This is a genomic window from Trinickia sp. LjRoot230 (assembly GCF_964253315.1).
Lineage (GTDB): Bacteria > Pseudomonadota > Gammaproteobacteria > Burkholderiales > Burkholderiaceae > Trinickia.
In genome coordinates this window covers 3,086,079-3,104,743 of the sequence record NZ_CAXUQX020000001.1, presented here as the reverse complement: position 1 = coordinate 3,104,743, position 18,665 = coordinate 3,086,079, and the positions used below count along the sequence as shown (strand labels likewise).

19 protein-coding genes and 1 rRNA gene are annotated in these 18,665 nt (G+C 61.5%); 12 read left to right on the top strand and 8 right to left on the bottom strand.

Annotated features, from left to right (window positions below; all coding sequences use genetic code 11):
• Nucleotides 1-172: 172 nt before the first annotated feature.
• Nucleotides 173-286, top strand: a 5S ribosomal RNA gene (gene rrf / locus ACSQ20_RS14130).
• A 206-nt stretch (nucleotides 287-492) separates the two neighbouring features.
• Nucleotides 493-1,599, top strand: coding sequence for a PA0069 family radical SAM protein (locus tag ACSQ20_RS14125; protein ID WP_436020940.1), 1,107 nt, complete (start codon nucleotides 493-495; stop codon nucleotides 1,597-1,599).
• Between the two features lie 33 nt (nucleotides 1,600-1,632).
• Here the strand turns inward: ACSQ20_RS14125 and ACSQ20_RS14120 are convergent, their stop codons facing one another.
• Nucleotides 1,633-2,103 (bottom strand): hypothetical protein, encoded by a 471-nt coding sequence (locus ACSQ20_RS14120; RefSeq protein ID WP_436020938.1) that lies wholly within the window; start codon nucleotides 2,101-2,103, stop codon nucleotides 1,633-1,635.
• Between the two features lie 207 nt (nucleotides 2,104-2,310).
• On the opposite strand from ACSQ20_RS14120, the gene rpsP reads away from it, so the two are divergent.
• From rpsP to ACSQ20_RS14090, 6 genes are all read left to right on the top strand, one after another.
• Nucleotides 2,311-2,565 (top strand): 30S ribosomal protein S16, encoded by a 255-nt coding sequence (rpsP, locus tag ACSQ20_RS14115; RefSeq protein ID WP_018441513.1) that lies wholly within the window; start codon nucleotides 2,311-2,313, stop codon nucleotides 2,563-2,565.
• A gap of 71 nt (nucleotides 2,566-2,636) precedes the next feature.
• Nucleotides 2,637-3,335 carry a ribosome maturation factor RimM gene (gene rimM / locus ACSQ20_RS14110; protein WP_436020936.1) on the top strand — a complete coding sequence of 233 codons (699 nt, stop codon included), beginning with the start codon at nucleotides 2,637-2,639 and terminating at the stop codon, nucleotides 3,333-3,335.
• A gap of 30 nt (nucleotides 3,336-3,365) precedes the next feature.
• Nucleotides 3,366-4,133, top strand: a complete 768-nt coding sequence (gene trmD, locus ACSQ20_RS14105) for a tRNA (guanosine(37)-N1)-methyltransferase TrmD (protein ID WP_436020934.1) — start codon at nucleotides 3,366-3,368, stop codon at nucleotides 4,131-4,133.
• 165 nt (nucleotides 4,134-4,298) lie between these two features.
• Complete coding sequence (gene rplS, locus ACSQ20_RS14100) at nucleotides 4,299-4,679, top strand: 50S ribosomal protein L19 (RefSeq protein ID WP_436023112.1); 381 nt, start codon at nucleotides 4,299-4,301, stop codon at nucleotides 4,677-4,679.
• A 173-nt stretch (nucleotides 4,680-4,852) separates the two neighbouring features.
• Complete coding sequence (locus ACSQ20_RS14095) at nucleotides 4,853-5,533, top strand: CoA pyrophosphatase (RefSeq protein WP_436020932.1); 681 nt, start codon at nucleotides 4,853-4,855, stop codon at nucleotides 5,531-5,533.
• Between the two features lie 117 nt (nucleotides 5,534-5,650).
• On the top strand, nucleotides 5,651-6,589 hold the full coding sequence (locus ACSQ20_RS14090) for a CobD/CbiB family protein (RefSeq protein ID WP_436020930.1): 939 nt from the start codon (nucleotides 5,651-5,653) through the stop codon (nucleotides 6,587-6,589).
• A 40-nt stretch (nucleotides 6,590-6,629) separates the two neighbouring features.
• On the opposite strand, the gene ACSQ20_RS14085 is transcribed toward ACSQ20_RS14090, so the two are convergent.
• From ACSQ20_RS14085 to ACSQ20_RS14075, 3 genes are read right to left on the bottom strand one after another with little or no spacing between them, the layout of a single operon-like run.
• On the bottom strand, nucleotides 6,630-6,950 hold the full coding sequence (locus ACSQ20_RS14085; RefSeq protein ID WP_436023110.1) for a DUF2007 domain-containing protein: 321 nt from the start codon (nucleotides 6,948-6,950) through the stop codon (nucleotides 6,630-6,632).
• A gap of 30 nt (nucleotides 6,951-6,980) precedes the next feature.
• Nucleotides 6,981-7,922 (bottom strand): ribosome small subunit-dependent GTPase A, encoded by a 942-nt coding sequence (rsgA, locus tag ACSQ20_RS14080; RefSeq protein WP_436020928.1) that lies wholly within the window; start codon nucleotides 7,920-7,922, stop codon nucleotides 6,981-6,983.
• Entirely contained in the window at nucleotides 7,919-9,178 is a 1,260-nt protein-coding gene (locus ACSQ20_RS14075) for a M48 family metallopeptidase (RefSeq protein WP_436020926.1), read from the bottom strand. The genes rsgA and ACSQ20_RS14075 overlap by 4 nt, the downstream gene beginning before the upstream one ends.
• A 112-nt stretch (nucleotides 9,179-9,290) precedes the next feature.
• Here ACSQ20_RS14075 and orn point away from each other — a divergent pair, with 112 nt between their 5' ends.
• Nucleotides 9,291-9,902: an oligoribonuclease gene (gene orn / locus ACSQ20_RS14070; RefSeq protein WP_436020924.1), complete on the top strand. Its 612-nt coding sequence runs from the start codon at nucleotides 9,291-9,293 to the stop codon at nucleotides 9,900-9,902.
• Between the two features lie 48 nt (nucleotides 9,903-9,950).
• On the opposite strand, the gene mog is transcribed toward orn, so the two are convergent.
• Together mog and yjgA are read right to left on the bottom strand one after the other, a co-directional pair.
• The gene (gene mog / locus ACSQ20_RS14065) at nucleotides 9,951-10,574 is read right to left on the bottom strand and encodes a molybdopterin adenylyltransferase (RefSeq protein ID WP_436023108.1); all 624 of its coding nucleotides are present in this window, start codon (nucleotides 10,572-10,574) and stop codon (nucleotides 9,951-9,953) included.
• Nucleotides 10,555-11,181, bottom strand: coding sequence for a ribosome biogenesis factor YjgA (gene yjgA, locus ACSQ20_RS14060; RefSeq protein ID WP_436020922.1), 627 nt, complete (start codon nucleotides 11,179-11,181; stop codon nucleotides 10,555-10,557). The genes mog and yjgA overlap by 20 nt, the downstream gene beginning before the upstream one ends.
• Before the next feature lie 161 nt (nucleotides 11,182-11,342).
• Here yjgA and pmbA point away from each other — a divergent pair, with 161 nt between their 5' ends.
• Nucleotides 11,343-12,713: a metalloprotease PmbA gene (gene pmbA, locus ACSQ20_RS14055; protein ID WP_436023106.1), complete on the top strand. Its 1,371-nt coding sequence runs from the start codon at nucleotides 11,343-11,345 to the stop codon at nucleotides 12,711-12,713.
• 74 nt (nucleotides 12,714-12,787) lie between these two features.
• Here pmbA and ACSQ20_RS14050 read toward each other — a convergent pair whose 3' ends face one another.
• Entirely contained in the window at nucleotides 12,788-13,291 is a 504-nt protein-coding gene (locus tag ACSQ20_RS14050; RefSeq protein WP_436020920.1) for a dihydrofolate reductase, read from the bottom strand.
• A 58-nt stretch (nucleotides 13,292-13,349) separates the two neighbouring features.
• Nucleotides 13,350-14,807, bottom strand: coding sequence for a sigma 54-interacting transcriptional regulator (locus tag ACSQ20_RS14045; RefSeq protein ID WP_436020918.1), 1,458 nt, complete (start codon nucleotides 14,805-14,807; stop codon nucleotides 13,350-13,352).
• Nucleotides 14,808-16,175: 1,368 nt separating this feature from the next.
• On the opposite strand from ACSQ20_RS14045, the gene ACSQ20_RS14040 reads away from it, so the two are divergent.
• On the top strand, nucleotides 16,176-17,546 hold the full coding sequence (locus ACSQ20_RS14040; RefSeq protein WP_436020916.1) for a sigma 54-interacting transcriptional regulator: 1,371 nt from the start codon (nucleotides 16,176-16,178) through the stop codon (nucleotides 17,544-17,546).
• Nucleotides 17,547-17,661: 115 nt separating this feature from the next.
• Complete coding sequence (locus tag ACSQ20_RS14035; protein WP_436020914.1) at nucleotides 17,662-18,633, top strand: thymidylate synthase; 972 nt, start codon at nucleotides 17,662-17,664, stop codon at nucleotides 18,631-18,633.
• Nucleotides 18,634-18,665: the final 32 nt, after the last annotated feature.

Below are 18,665 nucleotides of genomic sequence, written 5' to 3'. Positions count from 1 at the left end.
CTCAGAGTTATCGCTTTAGCGATTACTCTGGGCTCACCCCCGTCAGGGGGCCACACGCCAACCCAGGTTTGAGGCGCGTTTGCCAACCACAATCACCACCCCGCTGTAACCATTACTCTTCTTCCCAGATTGGCTGGCCCGTGCTCACCCAAGCACCCAGCTACAAGTCATGCCTGATGACCATAGCGAGTCGGTCCCACCCCTTCCCATCCCGAACAGGACCGTGAAACGACTCCACGCCAATGATAGTGCGGATTGCCCGTGTGAAAGTAGGTAATCGTCAGGCTCCCTATGCCGTATCCAACCCCCCGTTCAGCCACAGCGCTCACGGGGGGTTGTTGCTTTTGGGCGCAAAAGCTGGTTCGCCGTTCCCTTGACTGCTGTATGTATATACAGTAAAAGAGCAAATGAAGAACGTTGGACCCGCACGCGTCAATTGATGCTTTCTTGCCTTGAGAAAAGGCGAATTGCGCGTGCCAAGAGAGCTGGACAATGGACGATCTCGACGCCGAATATCCCATTGCGCCCCCTGCGCCCCGAAAGGGACGGGGCGCCGTTACCAATCTTCAAGGCCGCTATGAGCGCGAGGTGCGCGAGACAGCTGACGATGGCTGGGGGGTGCCGCTCGAAGACGATGGCTCCACAGTTTTACGAACCGAGGTCTTCGAAGAGCGCGCGAAGAGCATCCTGACGCGCAATGCATCGCCCGATATTCCTTTCAGCGTTTCACTCAACCCATATCGCGGTTGCGAGCACGGGTGCATCTATTGTTTTGCCCGTCCAACGCATAGTTATCTTGGTCTCTCGCCGGGTCTTGATTTTGAAAGCCGCATTTACGCAAAGATCAATGCGCCTGAATTGCTTGAGCAAGCGCTGTCGAAAAAAGGCTACGTGCCCGAGCCCATCGCACTCGGCGTGAACACCGATGCATATCAACCCGTCGAGCGCGAGCTGCGCATCACGCGCCGGGTAATCGAAATCCTGCACAAGCACGGACACCCCTTCGCGGCGATTACCAAATCATCGTTGATCGAACGCGATCTCGATCTGCTCGCGCCCATGGCCGCACGCGGGCAAGTCATGGCAGCAGTCACATTGACCACGCTCGATACGGAGATCGCACGCACTCTGGAGCCCAGAGCTGCCGCCCCCGCCCGCCGGCTGCGCACGATTCGCGCATTGAGCGAGGCGGGCGTGAACGTCGGCGTCAGCATCGCGCCTGTCATCCCTTTCGTGACAGAACCCGACCTTGAACGGCTGTTGCAAGCATGTGCGGAGGCCGGCGCGACAAGCGCCAGCTATATCGTGCTGCGGCTGCCATGGGAGGTCGCGCCGCTTTTCAAGGACTGGCTCCTTGCGCATTTTCCGCAGCGAGCCGAGCGCGTCATGGCGCGAATCCACGATATGCGCGGCGGCAAAGACTACGACGCTTCATTTGCTCATCGAATGAAGGGCGAGGGCGCGTGGGCCCAGTTGCTCAAACAGCGTTTCGACAAAGCAGCCAAACGGTTCGGGCTCAACGAGCGGCGGCACGGCATACTCGACATGTCGCATTTCAGGCCGCCCGCGGCGTCGAACCCGCAGTTGAGCCTTTTCTGAGTCCGGCGTGTGGCTGTAACGGGCGGCTGCCGGCTACTGGCCAAGCGATCTCGCGACATCGCCCTGCGACTCGAAGTAAGTCTGAAACGTCACCGCAAGGCCCGCCATCAGCAGCAGTGCGCCAATAAAGAGCGAAAAAATGACGACGAACACGACCGCCCAGCCAGAGCGGCTCTGTTTGTTCGACCCGGCATTGAATTGCGCATCCCACTTTGGGTCGGGGCGCAGGCCGTAGACGATGGCAGTCAATAGGCCGATCAGCAAGGAAAGTGCGCCCGGCACAGCGAGCCCCCAGCCCAATGCCGATGTGCGGGCGGTTGCTATCAGCAGCAACGCGCCGGGAACACCCATCAACGTTCCGACGACGTGCGCCCAGCCGAAGAGGTCACGCATTCCGTAGAGATAGAAGCGATGTAGGCCGAGGCTGCCAAACAGAAAAGCAAACGTCGCCGTAAGCGTTTTGGATCGGAAGCGCGGTGCGTTTGTTAAGGAATGGGCGGACATAAGGCAAAAAAGGTTCTGGCTTCGTGGGCCTGGCTTCGTCTCGTACCAGATGGCGAGGCGAGGGCCGGTGTGCCGAAGCGCGCATTCTACGCCGTCTGATTCGGGACGGCGCTTTTCGGACCGACGTAAGTGTTTGTTATGGTTTCAGTTTCCCGCTATAATCGAGCGTTTCAGTGGTTCCGAACCCCGGTTTTCAAGGATTACAGCATGGTCATCATCCGCTTGGCACGTGGCGGCTCGAAGAAGCGCCCGTTTTACAACATCGTTGCAACGGATTCGCGTAGCCGCCGCGATGGTCGCTTCATTGAGCGCGTCGGTTTTTATAATCCGGTCGCGACCAAAGGCGAATCGCTGCGCATCGCACAAGATCGCCTGACCTATTGGCAAGGCGTTGGCGCACAACTGTCGCCGACGGTCGAGCGTCTCGTGAAGCAAGCGCAAAAGGCGCAGCCGGTTGCTTGAGTGCTGTCTGCGTGGTGTCGGTGGCTTGCCATCGATATGCACGGCATTGTCTAACGCGCTGAGGTCCGCCGATGTCAGTTGATGATACGGACGGCGCGAGTCGAGCCAAGTCCAGTTCGCGCGTAGCACCCTCATTCGGGGCGTTCGTTCGCAAGCCCGCCCAACCGCGGGTAGCCGAAGCCGATACTACGGCATCGGATGCGTCCGAGTCCGGTGATGCGGCCCAAGCCTGGCCCGAGGATGCGGTGGAAGTCGGCGCAATTGTTGATGCCTACGGCCTCAAAGGGTGGGTCAAGATTGCGGCCCATGCGAACGCCGGCCAAGGCGGCGACGCCCTGGTGCATACCAAGCGATGGTGGTTGGTCAAAGGGCAGGACCGCAAATCAGCGGTGGTGAAGCAGGCGAAAGTGCATGCCGATCACGTCGTTGCGCAGTTGGCCGGTGTAACCGACCGCGACGCTGCGCTCGCGTTGCGCGGTACCGCCGTGTCCGTGCGCCGCGCCGATTTCCCGGCGCTCGGCGCCGACGAGTTTTACTGGGTCGACCTGGTCGGCCTCGATGTCGTCAACGAGGCGGGTATCGCGCTCGGCCGCGTCGCCGACTTGATCGACAACGGCGCGCATGCCGTGTTGCGCGTCGAATATCCGTCGGTTGGCAAGGATGGTCAGCCAGCTAGCGGCGAACGGTTGATTCCGTTTGTCGGCGTATATGTGAAAACGGTGGACCAGGCGGCGAAGCGGATCATCGTCGACTGGGAAGCCGATTACTGAGTTCGAGCGAGCGAGACAACGGAGCGCGCGATGCAGTTCGATGTCATCACGCTCTTTCCCGAGATGTTCCGCGCGTTGACCGAGTGGGGCATTACGAGCCGCGCGGCGAAACAACAGCGCTTCGGGCTGCGTACGTGGAATCCGCGAGATTTCACAACGGACAATTACCGTACGGTCGACGATCGCCCCTACGGCGGTGGTCCCGGTATGGTGATGCTGGCCAAACCGCTCGAAGCTGCCATCGACGCGGCTAAAGCGTCACAGGCACAGCAAGGCATTGCGAGCACACGCGTGGTGATGATGTCGCCGCAGGGCGACAAGCTCGATCATGAGCGCGTCATGCAGTTCTGCCAGCAACCCGGGCTCGTGCTGCTATGCGGGCGCTACGAGGCGATCGATCAGCGGCTTGTCGAGCGCTGCGTCGATGAAGAGGTGAGTCTGGGAGACTTCGTTCTGTCCGGCGGAGAGTTGCCCGCGATGGCGCTGATGGACGCAGTGGTCCGCCAGTTGCCCGGTGTACTGAACGATGCGCAATCGGCCGTTCAAGACAGCTTTGTCGATGGCTTGCTCGATTGCCCGCACTACACGCGCCCCGAGGAGTACGAGGGAATGCGTGTGCCGGATGTGCTGCTCGGTGGCCATCACGCCGAAATCGAGCAGTGGCGGCGCCGCGAGGCGCTGAGAAACACAGCAGCCAAGCGGCCCGATCTGATCGCGCGCGCGAGGCGCAACAAGATGTTGAGCCGGGCCGACGAGGCCTGGCTCGCAAGTCTTGCCAAGGAAGCATCAAAGGCTTGATCGCAACGTCGACGAGCTTTCGAGGCAGCAGGCAAGACGAGGAGGCGTCGCACGCAGGTGTGCGGCGTCAGACGTGAACCCATCCTCTATCGGGGCCACGCCAGCGCAATCGGATAACGCGTCAGGGCAGGCAGAACGCCGACAAGATGGCATTAGGAGTCAATGATGGATTTGATTGCAAAACTCGAGCAGGAAGAAATCGAGCGCGTGCTCGCAGGCAAGACCATTCCGGAATTCGCCCCTGGCGATACCGTGATCGTCAACGTGAACGTGGTCGAAGGTACCCGCAAGCGCGTTCAGGCCTACGAAGGCGTCGTGATCGCGAAGCGCAACCGCGGTCTGAACTCGTCGTTCATCGTTCGCAAGATCTCGTCGGGCGAAGGTGTCGAGCGTACGTTCCAGACTTACTCGCCGCTGCTGGCGAGCATCGTGGTGAAGCGTCGCGGCGACGTGCGTCGCGCGAAGTTGTACTACCTGCGCGAGCGTTCGGGCAAGTCGGCGCGTATCAAGGAAAAGCTGGTTTTCAAAGACCGCAAAGCTTCCTGAGCGCAAGGCAAGCAGCCCCGAAGAAGTCGGCCTTCGGCCACGGGGCGGCAAACGTGGGGCAACCCGGCGTTTGCCTGAAAGTTGTAAAAAAAAAGCACCCATCCGGGTGCTTTTTTGTTTGCCGGGCCACAATGCCACAATAACGGTATCCGTCTAGTGCTGCGAGAGCTCAGTTGATCCGCCCCGTTTTTGAACCCGAGGTGCTACCCGTCGAGTCTACCGGCGCCGACCTGCCGGCTGTTGCAGCTTCACGCCTAACTCCCGCCGGGCTGCGCGCACGATTCACACAGCGCCTGGTCTGGGCGCCCGAGCCTACCGACATCTATTGGCAAGAGCCCGGTGACCCGCGCGCCGCAGCGGTGCTGATGCCGCTCGTGGTACGAGCCGAGGGGCTCTCAGTTTTGCTTACGCAGCGAGCCGATCACCTGAGCGACCATGCAGGACAAGTCAGCTTTCCTGGAGGGCGACGTGAACCCGATGACGCCAATGCGATTGCGACGGCATTGCGCGAAGCGCACGAGGAAGTTTCGCTCGCGCCCGAGCACGTCGAGATTCTCGGTGCGCTGCCGGATTACCTCACCGGCACCGGTTTTCGGGTGACGCCCGTCGTGGGCCTGGTGCATCCGCCCTTCACGGTAGCAGCGGATACGTTGGAGGTAGCTGAGATATTCGAAGTGCCACTCGCCTTCGTCATGAATCCAGCGAATCATGAGGTCCGGGTGCTGCAATGGGAAGGCCGGGAGCGCCGTTTTTTCGCGATGCCCTATCCGCGCCCGGGAACGGGCGGCCATTATTTCGTTTGGGGCGCAACGGCAGGCATGTTGCGCAACCTGTATCGGTTTCTTGTGGCATGACACACGTGTGACCTTGGCCATTCCGCTTATCTTCGTGTCGTACACGTTCCGGCGCTGCGGCCCTGTGCTATCGTTACGCGACAAATGTAAAAAACTCGAATTGGTACGGCGCGTCGCATGACCTTTTTCTCAGTATTGCTGGCTCTCGTTATCGAACAGTTACGTGCGCTTTCGCCGAACAATCCGGTGTTCGCGCTGCTTCAGCATCATGCGCAATGGGCAGCGCAAGGCTTCGATGCAGGCAAGAAAAAACACGGCATACTTGCCTGGCTCGTCGTTACGGTGCCTTGGACGCTTGCCGTCGCGATAATCTATTACCTCCTTTTTCGAGTTAGCTTCGTGTTGGCGTTTCTCTGGAACGTCGTGATCGTTTATTTCACGCTCGGCTTCCGGCAATTCAGCCATTACTTCACCGATATTCACCTAGCGCTCAATAATGACGATGTACCGCGCGCCAGGGAAATTCTCAATGAATGGACAGGCCTCGATACGGTCGATATGCCGGTTGTCGAAATCGTTCGCCATACATTGATTCACGCAGTCGTGGCCTCGCATCGGCACGTGTTTGGCGTGTTCTTCTGGTTTCTCGTGCCGATCGGCCCGGCGGGCGCGGTGCTTTATCGGATTTCGGAGTACCTCGCACGAACGTGGTCGACCCCGGCGGCGGACCGGACCGTCGCTTTTGGCACATTCGCTCAACGCGCTTTCTTTGTCATGGACTGGGTGCCGGCCCGGCTGACCTCGCTCGGCTTTGCCATCGTCGGTAATTTCGAAGATGCGATCTATGCGTGGCGCAATCACTCGCGCCAGTGGCCCGATGCCAACGATGGCGTGTTGCTCGCGGCGGGCAGCGGTGCCCTCGGAGCCCGCCTTGCCGGCCCGCTCGCCGAGCCGTCGAGTCTCGACGCCTTGGGCGCATCTGACGGCGGCCCCATTTCCGTTGGCGACGACTGCACGCCCCGCACGCTCCAATCCGCGGTCGGATTGGTCTGGCGAGCCGTTATTCTGTGGATGATCCTGCTGTTGATGCTGACTATCGCTGTGTGGCTCGGCTGAGCCTGAACGAACGGCGCCGCGGCCTTCCGCGTTCGCCTAGTCAGTCATCGAGCGGGTCACGCGCGGTGCCGCACTGCCAGCAGACAGTGAATTGCGCTTCCAGCATCTCGCCGCAATGCGCGCATCGCCAAAGCGGGCTGCCCGCGGGCGGCCCGTGCACCGCCGCTTCAATCACCTTTCTTGCGATCGCCTCGTCGCGCTCGTCGACGAGCCAAAGCTCCGGCGCGCACTGTTCCGCAGGGATCTCTCCGAGCGCGCCGTTCAAGTAGCGGTTATGCAGCTCGCAGTGAATGCCGGCGACCGCCAACAGGTTGACCCAGTGTTGTCCGGTCACGGTGTTCGGGGCGAGCATCAGTTTCAGCATGGGCCAGCCTTTCGGGCTTTGGATAATTCAACGCACGATCTGGCTGGCCTCGTGCACGAGTTGCGCATAAAGCGCGTGCCGCCCGTGTCCGATGCGACCGTCGTCACGCGCTTGCAGGATCGCGCACCCGGGCTCATGCAAGTGATGGCAATTGTAGAAGCGGCATTGCCCAAGCAACGGACGAAACTCGGGGAACGCGCGTTCGAGCCGGCCTTCTGTCAGATGGTGCAGCCCGAACTCCTGGAACCCGGGCGAGTCGATCAGCGCGCCGCCGCTAGGCAGCGAATAAAGGCGCGTAAAGGTGGTCGTATGGCGGCCGCTATTCAAAGCCGTCGAGATCTCGCGCGTGGCCACCTCGGCGTCGGGCACGAGCAGATTCACGAGCGTCGATTTGCCCATCCCCGATTGACCGAGCAGCAGCGTTGCGTGGCCCGTGAGCCGCGCGCCGAGAAGGTCGCGCGCGGCATCCGGATCGGTCTTGATCGATAGCTCCAACACGTCGTAGCCGAGCGCGCGGTATGGCGCCAGCCGCGCTCGCGTGGCCGGCAGGGCTGCCTGCAGGTCGGTCTTGTTCAGCACGATGAGCGGGGTCAGCACGTTTGCCTCCGCAGCCACGAGCGCCCGGCCCAGCAAGTCTTCGCTGAAATGCGGTTCGGTCGCCAGCACAATCAGTAATTGGTCGAGGTTGGCCGCGAAGAGCTTCGATTTGTATTGGTCGGATCGATAAAGCAGATTGCGCCGCTGGCCGATCTCGACGATGACGCCCTGGTCGGCGGAACTCGGCTCGTAGGTGACGCGGTCGCCGACGGCCACTTCGCTTTTCTTGCCGCGCGGAAAGCACTGCACGAGCATGCGCGTGTCGCCGCCCGGAGCGACGAGGTAGTGGCGCCCATGCGCTGCAACGACGAGCCCCTCGATGCGCCCGGCCGCAGCGGGGCGCCTGGCTGCCTTGACGGCGCGACTCGTCATGCTTGGCGCAGCAATCGGTCGATCCGCTGGGATGCCGGCGGATGCGAATAGTAGAAGGCGGTATAGAGCGGATCGGGCGTGAGCGTGGACGCGTTGTCCTCGTAGAGCTTCACCAGCGCATTGACGAGCTCTTGCGCGTCGGTTTGGCTCGCCGCGAACGCATCGGCTTCGAACTCGTGCTTGCGCGAACTGAGACTGCCAAGGGGCGTGACGAAAAAGAGAAACACGGGCAAGGCCAGGAAAAAGAGCACGAGCGCCAGCCCGTCGTTGCTGGCCGATAGCGAGGGCTCGACGCCGAGGCCCTGGTAGAACCAGGTGCGCTGCGAGAGCCACCCGAGCAACGCGAACAGCACGAGGCTGACCGCGAACGTCACAATCATGCGTTTGATGACGTGACGGCGCTTGAAATGGCCGAGTTCGTGGGCAAGCACGGCCTCGATCTCGCCGCCGGTCAGACGCGCGAGCAGCGTGTCGAAAAAGACGATGCGCTTGGCGGCGCCGAAACCGGTGAAATACGCATTGCCGTGTGCAGAGCGGCGGCTGCCATCCATCACGAAAAGACCTTTCGCCGCGAAGCCGCAGCGCCGCATCAGTGCTTCGATCCGGTCCACAAGGGCTTGGTCGGTGAGTGGCTCGAACTTGTTGAAAAGCGGCGCGATCAGTGTGGGATAGAGCACGAGGACGAGCAACTGGAAAAAGACAATCACGACCCACGCCCATAGCCACCATAGGCCGCCTGCCTGCTTCATGAGCCACAGCACGACGAACACGAGCGGCAGCCCGAAGACGGCGCCGAGTGCTGTGCTCTTTGCCAGATCGGCGAAGAAAATGCCCTTCGTCATGCGGTTGAAGCCAAACCGCTCTTCGACGACAAATTGCCGGTAGTAGTCAAACGGCAGATCGACCGCGCTCGTGATGCCGACGACGAGCGCGACCAGCGCGATCTGCGCCGCGTAGCCGTTGCCAAGCAGCCCAGCCACCGCAACGTTGAGCGCCTGGACGCCGCCCAACAGCGTGAGGCCGATGGTGAGCGCCGCGCCGACGACGACTTCGAACATGCCGAGCCGCGTACGCTCGACGGTGTAGTCCGCCGCGCGCTGGTGTCCGCTGAGCGCAATCGTGCCCGCGAATTGTTTCGGCACTTCGCCCCGATGCGCGGCCACAAAGCGGATCTGGCGCGAGGCGAGCCACAGTTTCGTGCCGACCATGGCAAGCACGGCGGCGGCGAACAGGACAGTGAAGTAAAAGGAGGGCATCGGGGAGTCCGTTGTATCTATGCGAGAATTATAGAGTTTCGCCGCATCGGCGAGTGCGCCCGCCGGCATGCGGCTGTGCGCCTTGAATCACTTCGTCTTTTGGATCACCTTCATGACTGACATTCTCGAACCTCTCGTCGGCGAGCCGGCACTCGCGCGCAGCGACATGAACCTGGTGTGGCTCGACATGGAAATGACGGGGCTCGAGCCGGATACCGACCGTATTATCGAAATCGCCGTTGTCGTGACGAATTCCACGCTCGACAAGATCGTTGAAGGCCCCGTGCTCGCGATTCACCAGAGCGACGCGACGCTCGACAAAATGGACGATTGGAACAAGAACACGCACGGCCGCTCGGGGCTCATCGAACGGGTGCGCGCCTCGAGCGTCACCGAAGCCGACGCCACGGAGCAGATCCGCGCGTTCCTGGGCGCCTACGTGCCGCCCGGCAAATCGCCGATGTGCGGTAATTCGATCTGTCAGGACCGGCGTTTCATGGCGCGCTGGATGCCTGAGCTCGAACGCTTTTTCCACTACCGCAACCTCGATGTGAGCACGCTCAAAGAACTGTGCCGGCGCTGGCAGCCGACGATCTACAAAGGCTTCCAAAAACGTGCGATGCACACGGCGCTTGCCGATATCCACGAGTCCATCGACGAACTCAAATATTACCGCCAGCATTTCCTCGTCGCCGCCCCGGCCGCGCCCGTCGAAGGCAACTGATCCAGCGCCAGTGCCCGCGTCCGGCGGCGTATCGGCGTGTCAGGTGTGTCAGGTGGGCGCGGCGCGCCGTGCGCTCTTCGGCCGGAACGCAGCGACTACTTCCTCGCGGGTGCTGATGTAGGGGCCGCCAATGAGGTCGATACAGTACGGCACCGCCGCGAAAATACCGGGCACGCTGACAGCGCCCGACTCGTCGCGCAGCCCTTCGAGCGTTTCCTCGATCGACTTGGGCTGGCCCGGCAGGTTGACGATCAATGCGGCATGCTGCGCAGTTTCGCGTATGACGGCGACTTGGCGGGAAAGGATCGCTGTCGGCACGAAATGGAGGCTGATCTGGCGCATTTGCTCGCCAAAGCCGGGCATCTCTTTCGTTGCAACCGCCAGCGTGGCCTCCGGGGTCACGTCGCGCCGCGCGGGGCCTGTCCCGCCCGTCGTCAGCACGAGGTCGCAGCCGATTTCATCGACGAGCTCGCAAAGCGTGGCCGAAATCGTCGTGGCGTCGTCCGCCACGAGCCGATTCACCGTTTGCCAAGGCGAGGCGAGCGCCTTTTGCAGCCAGCTTTGCAGCGCGGGAATGCCCTTGTCTTCGTAGACGCCGCTCGTTGCGCGATCGCTGACCGACACCAGGCCGATGACGATCTCGTCAGGGTGGCTACGCGTGGCGCTCGTCATCGTCATGGCCTTCGTCGTCGTTTTCATCGGCGTGCTCGTCGATAGCCGTCTTGCCGCTCGCGGCGCCGGCTTCTTTGACCCACTGGAACAACTCGCGGAAATAACGCGGCGGTTTGTCCTGCTGCGCCTCTTTCCTTGCGTTGCGTATCAGCGTGCGGCCCATTTGCGCATCGGCCTGCGGGTGCGCGCGCAGGAAGGCAGTCAGTGCTTCGTCGTCGGCCAGCAGTTGCTCGCGGGTGCGCTCGATCCAGTGCAGCCGTGCTGTCTCGGCCTTGTTCACGCCGCGGTGCGTATCCAATGCGGTGCGCAAGGCGGCCGTTTCCACATCGGTCAACGATCGCATGACGCGGCCGACGTACTGCAGCTGGCGGCGCTTGCCTTCGTGATCGGTAATGCGCCGCGCATCGCGCACGGCGTCCGCGAGCGCTTCGGGCATCGGCATGCGTTTTAGCGCATCCTTCGGAAGTTCGACGAGCTCGACGCCCAGCGTTTGCAGCGCGAGCATGTCGCGCTTCATCTGCGATTTGCTCGGGCGGTCGTAGCCGGTCTCTTCGTCGAGCTCGGGCTCGGCCGGCGACATGGGTTGAATGCGGGTTTTGCGTGTCATGCGCGCCATTGTAGCGCGCCGCCTGCGGCTGGTGAGGTAGCCGCCATGCGGGCGCGTCTTGCCCATTCCGACAACGGCGATATGTTTCGCCGCGGACCTTGCTATGATCGCGGGATACAACGGCGCCTCAACCGAAGGATCGACACCAAATGGCAACGACGATGGCAGCGGACACCGATAGCGCGCAACGCTTTTTCCCGCATACGCAAGACGCACTGCAGGAGATCGCGTCCGACATTCTTCGCCATGCGAAATCGCTTGGGGCGACTGACGCCGCCACCGAAATTTCCGAAGGCGATGGCTTGTCCGTCTCGGTGCGGCGCGGCGAAGTCGAGACCATCGAGCACAATCGCGACAAGATGGTCGGCGTTACCGTCTTTATCGGCGCGAAGCGCGGCAACGCCAGCACGTCGGATTTTTCGAAGGCAGCGTTGCGCGATACCGTCGCGGCCGCCTATAACATCGCGCGTTTTACCGCAGAAGACCCGTGCGCCGGCTTGGCCGAGGCTGAGTTGCTCGAACATCAACCGCCTGAGCTCGATCTTTATCATCCGTGGCAGCTGAGCGCTGACGAAGCAGTCGAGATTGCCCGCCGTGCCGAAGACGCCGCCTTCGCAACCGACAGCCAAATCCGCAATTCCGAAGGCGCAAGCGTATCGGCGCAGCATTCGCAATTCGTGCTGGCGACCACGCGCGGCTTTCTTGCCGGCTATCCGTACTCGCGTCACTACATCGCCTGCGCGCCCATTGCCGGCAGCGGCCGTCACATGCAGCGCGACGATTGGTATTCGTCCAAACGCAGCGCCGGCGAGCTCGCGGCACCTGAGGCAGTGGGCCGGTATGCGGCCCAGCGTGCATTGGCGCGGCTCAACGCGCGGCGTCTCGATACGCGAAAGGTGCCGGTTTTGTTCGAGGCGCCTCTTGCAGCAGGACTGCTCGGTGCCTTTGTGCAGGCGACGAGTGGCGGGGCGCTTTATCGGAAGACGTCGTTTTTGGTCGACAGCCTCGGCAAACCGGTGTTCGCGCCTCACGTGCAGATCGTCGAAGATCCACATGTGCCGCGCGCGATGGGCAGCGCGCCTTTCGATGAAGAAGGGGTGCGCACGAAGCAGCGCGCCGTTGTCAAAGATGGCGTGGTGGAGGGTTACTTTCTTTCGACTTACTCGGCGCGCAAGCTCGGCATGCAGACGACGGGCAATGCGGGCGGTTCACATAACCTGTCGCTCGCGAGTTCGGAGACGCGTCCCGAGGACGATTTCGAAGCGATGCTGAAGAAGCTGGGGACCGGCCTGTTGCTGACCGAGCTGATGGGGCAGGGCGTCAACTACGTGACGGGCGACTATTCGCGCGGTGCCTCGGGTTTTTGGGTCGAAAACGGCAAGATTCAGTACGCCGTGGAAGAGATTACTGTGGCGAGCACGCTCCAGGAAATGTTTCGGCATATCGCCGCAATCGGCGCCGACACCATCGTGCGCGGCACGAAGCAGACGGGCTCCGTGCTGATCGAGCAGATGACGGTGGCGGGGCAGTAACGACTCACGCCTAACGCTTAACCCCGTTGCAATGCAATGCACGTCGACGTGTTCGGTGCGGCGTTTATGCGGCTTTATGCGCTGCCGGGAGCGATGCGCTTGTACACCACTCGAACGTAATCGAACCCGTCTGGCCCTTCCTTGCGATGCGGCTCTCGCGAGACGGCTTGCCAGTGCGCTGGGTCGGGCGCGGGGAACGTGGCGTCGCCGTCGAAGTCGGCCGCGATTTCGGTGACGATGAGTTTGTCCGCGTAAGCGATGCCTTCCTGGTACAGCGCCGTTCCGCCGATCAGGAAGGCTTCCGGTGCATCGCCTGCCGCCGTCAGCGCCTCCCGCATGCTCGTCGCGGTCTCGCAACCATCGAAGCGCCGCGAGCCGTCGCGCGTCACCACGATGTTGCGCCGCCCCGGGAGGGGGCGGCCGATCGACTCATGCGTCTTGCGGCCCATGATGATCGGTGCGCCCATTGTCGTGCGCTTGAAAAAGCCGAGATCCTCGGGCAGATGCCAGGGAAGTTGGTTGTCGCGGCCGATCACGCCGTTGCGGGCGCGCGCGACGATTAGCGTCAGCGTCGTCATCTAAAAGCGAAATGAATGTGAAAGCGAGAGTGCGCCGATTTTACGCGACGCGCGTACTTCATTCGCTTTTTTCATGGGCTGTGACGTCGCGTAGCCCATGTGCGCCCATCAGGCGGTAAAGCGTCACGCGCGAAATACCGAGGTCCATCGCCGCTTCGTTGAGCCGATGCCGATGGCGCAGCAGGGCCGCCTCGATCGCGAGTTTTTCCGCACTGTCGCGCGCTTGGGCAAGCGTCATGGTCTCTTGCGCCGTGAACTGCGCAAGCCCGAGGTCCTGAGCCGACACGAGCTTGCCATCTGCCATGACGATCGCCCGCCGCACCCGGTTGATCATCTCTCGCACGTTGCCCGGCCAACTGTAGCTGTGCATTGCCTCGATCGCCGAGGGCGCGAACCCTCTAATCTTGCGCGAACTGTCAGTCTTGAACTTGTGCAACATGTGATGCGCGAGGATCTCGATGTCTTTGCCGCGTGCACGTAACGGGGGTTCGTCGATACGCAATACGCACAGGCGATGAAAGAGGTCCGCACGAAAGCCACCCTCGCACATCGCTCGTTCGATATCGATATGCGTGGCCGAAATTACGCGCACGTCCACCGATATTGATTCGCGCCCGCCGAGCCGCTCAATCCTCCCTTCTTGCAAAAAGCGCAGCAGACTTGCCTGGCTCTCAAGCGGTAAATCGCCGATTTCGTCAAGAAAAAGGGTGCCGCCGTGCGCGGCTTCGACGCGCCCGATCTTGCGTTGGCTCGCGCCCGTAAATGCGCCACGCTCGTAGCCAAACAATTCCGACTGCAACAAGTGATGCGGAATGGCGCCGCAATTGATCGCAATGAACGGCGCTTTGCGGCGTGGGGAGCGCTCGTGTATCGCAAGCGCGGTCAATTCTTTACCGGTACCGGATTCGCCCGAGACGAATACGGCGGCGTCGGTGTTGGCGACTTTGCGAATCGTGCGAAAAAGCTGCTGCATCGCCTCGCAGGTGCCGACCATCTCGTCTTCGCCCGCTGCCGCGACGCCCGCCACCATATCGAGGTCGCACAGCGTGACCATCCCGAACGCGTGAGTCACCAGGTAGTCAATCATTGCGTGCTCGACCGGCAGCTTGACGTAGTCGAAACAGTAATTGCGGATGAGCCGCCGGATGTCGGGCTCATCGAGCCGCACCGGGCTCGCCAGTGCGATCCACCCGATCTGCGGCTGGCGCAGGCTCGGTTCAAGCGCCGCGAAATCGCGTGCATCGAGCCGCGTGATATCGATGATGCCAGCGTACGCGCGGTCCGTGCGCGTCAGCCGTGCGGCTTCGCTTGGCGAGCGCGCGATCAACACGTTCCAGCCGCGCTCGGCAAGGTGTGCGACGAGCGTGTTGTCCGGCGCGTGCGCGACATAGATCAACTCGCGGTCGTTGATATCGCTGATCCCGTCGCCTTTCGAGCGCGCGCTCGGCAAACGCGGCGTGCCAGGTACAAACGTCGCCACCGCAGCCACTGCACTCAGAGTAGTGGATTCGCGCACGTTGCCCCCGCCTGTCCGAACGTCGTACCTTCATCGTTTCCGAAACCCGCGGCGCCGGACGCCCGGCGAGCGGCTACTACCGTGGCGAGCCGATGCGAGCGCTGGCGAAATCGCGCGTCTATCGTGACGAGAATGGCAGCGAACGATGCGGATGCATGCCGTCCGTCTGACGTAACAACGGTTGCGTCGCGACGATTGGGCACGTCCCGTGGTGACATGCAGGACATTTTTCTTCCCCCGGTTTTGCGGCGCCGCTTTCGCGAGCGCGCTTTCAACTGCGTTTCGCTACCTTTCTCGCATCGCGACGGCGATTGTTACCGCTACTGCTACTGCTCGGCTGTGCGGCATTGGATGGGCCGCATCGTTTGTTCACACCGGTCGCATGTCTGCACGATAGAGGGATCGCAGGCGCTCGCGCGTTACTTGGCGCACAGTTCGCGCAGCATGCGTTGATCGGTGCGACGCATAACTGCGTGCGAATGTGCGACTGCCGACATATCGTGCGGCAGTCGCCCGTTCGTTGGTTCGTCCAGTCGCTTGGCCTGCAAAGTTGCGCGACGTTGAAAAAAAGTGCCCGCCGGGGGACGGAGCACAACCGGTCAGGCACGCCGCGACAGACGCTAGCTGTCTGTCGCCAATCGCGACGCGCATAGATACGGACCACGGATGAAGCTGTTCACTGTGCGGGGCGCGCTGTCCGGCGCTGGAAGCGGGACCGGCACCGATCGCGCGAATTCGTCCCACAACGTCACGCAAACAATGCGCGGGCCTCTGCATGGCGCCGCGAGCAGCGCAGCAATCGAGAGCTTGGACACCCTCTGGCGCATGCGTTCGTCCCTACGAAAAAAGCGACGCCGTTGCATGGCCGTGCCTCCATTCTCGCATGGCGATAAGAGCGAAAGGCATGCCATCGCCGCGAGAACATTGCGGCAATTGCCTTTGCTTTGCATTGACTGCAATAGAACAACGAGGAATGAGGGAAAGTGTTTCAGTCTTGAAACGGATAAGCAAAATATGACAAATGCCGATTGTTTGCGCGTAAAAAAACGCTTGTCGCAAAAGAGCCACGTCGTTGTCTCCGCGCGAAGCGCTCCGGCTCGCGGAGCCTTTTGCAGCGAGCTTCGTGCGCGCGCTGCCAATTTGTTACACCCGTCTGGGTCACTCGTTGCGGGCGCTATAGTAAGCTATCTCTCTGGTTTTTGAGGCTGGGAAATCAGCATCGTTGCGGCCATTGCTATTAGCAATTCTTTCGAGGGTCTTGGTTTTTCACGGGAGAAAGACAGAGCGGCCAATACTCCGTTCATATGGGGTATTGGCGTAGCGAGCGTATCGCCGTCGCCAAGTTCGTCATAGTAAGAGGTCAGATCAATGGAACCCGCTGCACGACAATTGATTTATGTCACGCGAGAGGCAAATGCGCAATTGAGTGCGCAATTCCATCAACGCGGCTGGCAGGTCGAAGTGGTCACCAATGCCCGCGATGCGCGCCGTGCCATGCGCGGCGAGATAACGGCGGGCGGTCTGCTCGATTTAGAGAGCCGGTTCGACGAAGAGGAAATCGGTGCACTGGAAGCCTGCCTTACCGCACCGCACGTCGGCTGGGTCGCCGTCACTGCGCCAGGGCAAATGCAGGACGCCGCGTTGCGCCGCATCGTGCGCGACTATTGTTTCGATTATGTGACGATGCCCTACGAAGGGCGGCGCATTGTCGATTCGGTCGGCCACGCTTATGGCATGGTCGTGCTGTCCGAAACCGAGGATGCGTTTTCGACGCGGGTAGGCGAGGGCCAAATGGTCGGCTCCTGCGAGGCGATGCTCACGCTCTTTCGTTCGATCCGGAAAGTGGCCATGACCGATGCCCCGGTGTTTATTTCGGGCGAATCGGGTACCGGCAAGGAGTTGACGGCAATCGCGATTCATGAGCGCTCGACGCGGCGCGATGCGCCATTCGTCGCAATCAATTGCGGAGCGATTCCACCGCATCTGCTGCAATCGGAATTGTTCGGCTACGAGCGCGGCGCGTTTACGGGCGCGAGTCAACGCAAGATCGGGCGCATCGAAGCGGCGCACGGCGGTACGCTTTTTCTCGACGAAATCGGCGACTTGCCGCTCGAATCCCAAGCGAGCCTGCTGCGGTTTTTGCAGGAGGGCAAGGCCGAGCGGCTGGGCGGTCACGAAGCGGTAGACGTCGATGTGCGGGTGATTTCGGCAACGCACGTGGATATGCATCGCGCGATGGCGGATGGCCGCTTTCGTGCCGACCTTTATCACCGGCTGTGCGTACTGCAAATCGATGAGCCGCCGCTGCGCGCGCGTAGCAAGGACATCGAATTACTCGCCCAGCATATGTTCGAGCGCTTCAAAAAAGATGCGAGCAGGCGCTTGCGCGGCTTCTCGGCGGATGCGATTGCCGCGCTTCATAACTACCGCTGGCCGGGCAATGTGCGCGAACTCATCAATCGCGTGCGCCGCGCCATCGTGATGACTGAGGGCCGGCTCATTACGGCGCGCGATCTCGAGTTGGCGGATTATGTCGATATCGTGCCGGTGTCGCTCGCGCAAGCGCGCGAGGCGGCGGAGCGACAGGCGATCGAGTTGGCGTTGCTGCGTCATCGCGGGCGCCTCGGCGATGCGGCGCAGGAGCTCGGCATTTCGCGCGTTACGCTGTACCGGCTGCTCGGCTCGCATGGCATGCGCCATATCGAAGTCCATCAAGGCTCGCAGCAAATGACGAGCTGATAACGAGCGAACCTTCGCTCGCCTCGCACGAAGCGCTTACCGTCGATGCCTTGGTAGAATCGCGTATTACCGCGAACCGATGCATGCGGTGCTTGCTCCCCGCTTGAGGAAACCAATGAAACAGTATCTCGACCTGGTCCGCACGATTCTCGAGACGGGTACGTGGCAGGAGAACCGCACGGGCATTCGAACGATCAGCATGCCGGGCGCGATGCTGCGTTTCGATATGCAAGATGGTTTTCCAGCGGTGACGACCAAAAAGCTTGCGTTCAAATCGGCGATCGGCGAGTTGGTCGGTTTTTTGCGCGCTTCGCGCAGTGCCGCTGATTTTCGCGACCTCGGCTGCAAGGTATGGGATGCGAACGCCAATGACAATCCGCAATGGCTCGCTAATCCCTATCGCGAAGGACCGGACGACCTCGGCAGCGTCTACGGTGTCCAGTGGCGCCAGTGGCCGGCGTACAAGGTGCTCGACATCGGCGCATCGGCCCGGATCGACGACGCGCTCGCTCGCGGTTACCGCATCGTCACGCAGTTCGAGGAGAGCGGCATTGAGAAGGTGCTGCTCTACAAGGCGATCGATCAACTGCGTCAGTGCCTGGATACGATCATCCAGAACCCCACTGACCGACGCATTCTGTTTCACGGCTGGAACCCGGCAGTGCTCGAGGAGATCGCGCTGCCCGCGTGCCATTTGCTGTACCAGTTTTTGCCGAACGTGACGCGTCGCGAGATTTCGCTGTGCTTGTTCATTCGCAGCAACGATGTCGGCCTTGGTACGCCTTTCAATCTCGCGGAAGGTGCGGCGCTGCTTGCGCTCGCCGGGCGATTGACGGGCTACACACCGCGCTGGTTCACCTATTTCATCGGCGACGCTCACATCTACGAAAACCAGCTCGACATGCTGCAGCGGCAACTCGAACGCACGCCATATGAAAGCCCGAAACTTGTCATTGACGAACGGGTGCCGGCGTACGCCGAGACGGGCCGCTATGAGCCGGAGTGGCTGGAAAAAATCGAGCCGTCGGATTTTTCGCTGATCGGCTACCGTCATCACGAGCCGTTGACGGCGCCTATGGCCGTCTGAGAAAAACGTCTCCGATTCACCGGATCTTGCGC